Source organism: Gottfriedia acidiceleris (assembly GCF_002128425.1).
In the GTDB taxonomy this organism is placed as follows: Bacteria; Bacillota; Bacilli; order Bacillales; family Bacillaceae_G; genus Gottfriedia; species Gottfriedia acidiceleris.
In genome coordinates this window covers 1-1670 of the sequence record NZ_NESS01000034.1, presented here as the reverse complement: position 1 = coordinate 1670, position 1670 = coordinate 1, and the positions used below count along the sequence as shown (strand labels likewise).

Annotated in this window: 1 protein-coding gene and 1 rRNA gene; both read left to right on the top strand. The window is 36.0% G+C overall.

What is annotated here, in order from left to right; genetic code table 11:
• Position 1: 1 nt before the first annotated feature.
• Positions 2 to 117: ribosomal RNA gene (rrf, locus tag B6K90_RS23205) — 5S ribosomal RNA — on the top strand.
• A 227-nt stretch (positions 118 to 344) separates the two neighbouring features.
• On the top strand, positions 345 to 1364 hold the full coding sequence (locus B6K90_RS23200) for a DNA/RNA non-specific endonuclease (RefSeq protein WP_088015050.1): 1020 nt from the start codon (positions 345 to 347) through the stop codon (positions 1362 to 1364).
• The last annotated feature ends 306 nt before the right edge of the window (positions 1365 to 1670 follow it).

Below are 1670 nucleotides of genomic sequence, written 5' to 3'. Positions count from 1 at the left end.
ATCAGGTGATTATTGCGAAGAGGTCACACCCGTTCCCATACCGAACACGGCAGTTAAGCTCTTCAGCGTCGATGGTAGTTGGGGGTTTCCCCCTGTGAGAGTAGAACGTCGCCTGGTAACGAAAAGCATCAGCTATTAAGCTGATGCTTTTTTTGTGCTGGAATATGAAAACAGTAGATTTAAAAATTTACTGATTATATGGCTCTTTTTTAAAATATTATTGATTTTTTTAAATACCTAAATGGCAGGATCATTGCATAAGGATTCAATACAAACGATAGATATATTCCAACAAAAGATCAAAATGTGTTATCGTTTAAATATTGTTTTTCTAGAGTAAAAACATGAGAAAGGTGTGTAGAATTGTGAACAAAAGACTATTTTTGATTTTATTTACTGTAATTTTACTATCTGTATTTGTGGGTTGCGGAAAAATCACTGAACATGCTTCGTCAAAAAAAGTGCAATCCACAACGAGCACGGCTTCTAATACTGTTGAAGCCAATAAGAGTACATCTGCCTATGACACAGAAAAACCAACGAGTGATAGTGAACCCAACAAGAGCGTTCCTGCAACTAGCACTTTAAAGGCAATAGGTACAACCGACGGATTTGATTACAGCAAATATACCCTAATTGTAGTAAACGGCGGGAATATGTCAGGATATAGAAAGCCGAATGTCAAAGTAGATGTCGGATATGGAGAACGGAAATATTGGGCGTATACAAATGAATACAGTCAGCTAATTCGTGTTGAAGCAAAAAATATAACACTTCAAAATCCGAATACTGATCATGTTTTGTCATCAGGTAGATATTACTCTGATGAAGCAAATGTTCCTGGTACAGAGAGTCCAACCTTGGATAAAGGGCATGTGATTGCTGACTCACTTGGGGGAGTATCAAACGCATATAATATTACACCTCAGGACAGCAATCTCAATAGGCACGGTGATCAAGCTTATATGGAAAAAGTGATTCGAGATGCAGGAGGTTGCACTGATTTCGTAGCAGTCATTCAATATCCAAATACTAAGACGCAAACTCCTAACCATTATAAATTCGCATACAAAATTCAGGGCAGACCCATTATAGATGAATTTGACAATGTAAACCCAGATGAAGTGAACAAAAATTTAGCTAAAACGACAGGTACGAGCAGTACGCCACCGAAGACAGTCAAAGTACCTGCAAACAAAACGAAAAAGAGTAATGAAGATATTAGTAAGGTGGACACTAATCATAACGGAAGTGTTACAATCGCCGAAGCCAAGGCTGCTGGCTTTAAAATGCCAATTACACGCGATTCATGGCTCTATAAATATATGGATGATCGTGATGGTGATGGCTTAGTAGGTGAATAAAGAGATTTATGCAGCGATTCTTTTCTTCTTATTGAAGAAAAGAGATGAATGAAAGGGAAATAGGGAAACCATTTTGTAGGGTTTCCCTTTAATATATCTAAAATCAACACTAAAATTTAACGGAGCAACCTATATAGAAAGTATCTAAAAAATTTCATACAAAACTTTTATTAATTTTTTGTAAAGTAATGCTTGCAATCATTTGGACAAGGTGGTATATTTGTATATGTTGTCACGACAAAACAAGTACGAACAACAAAAAAATATAATAAGTTGTTGACAGATGATTTGACAAAATGTTATTAT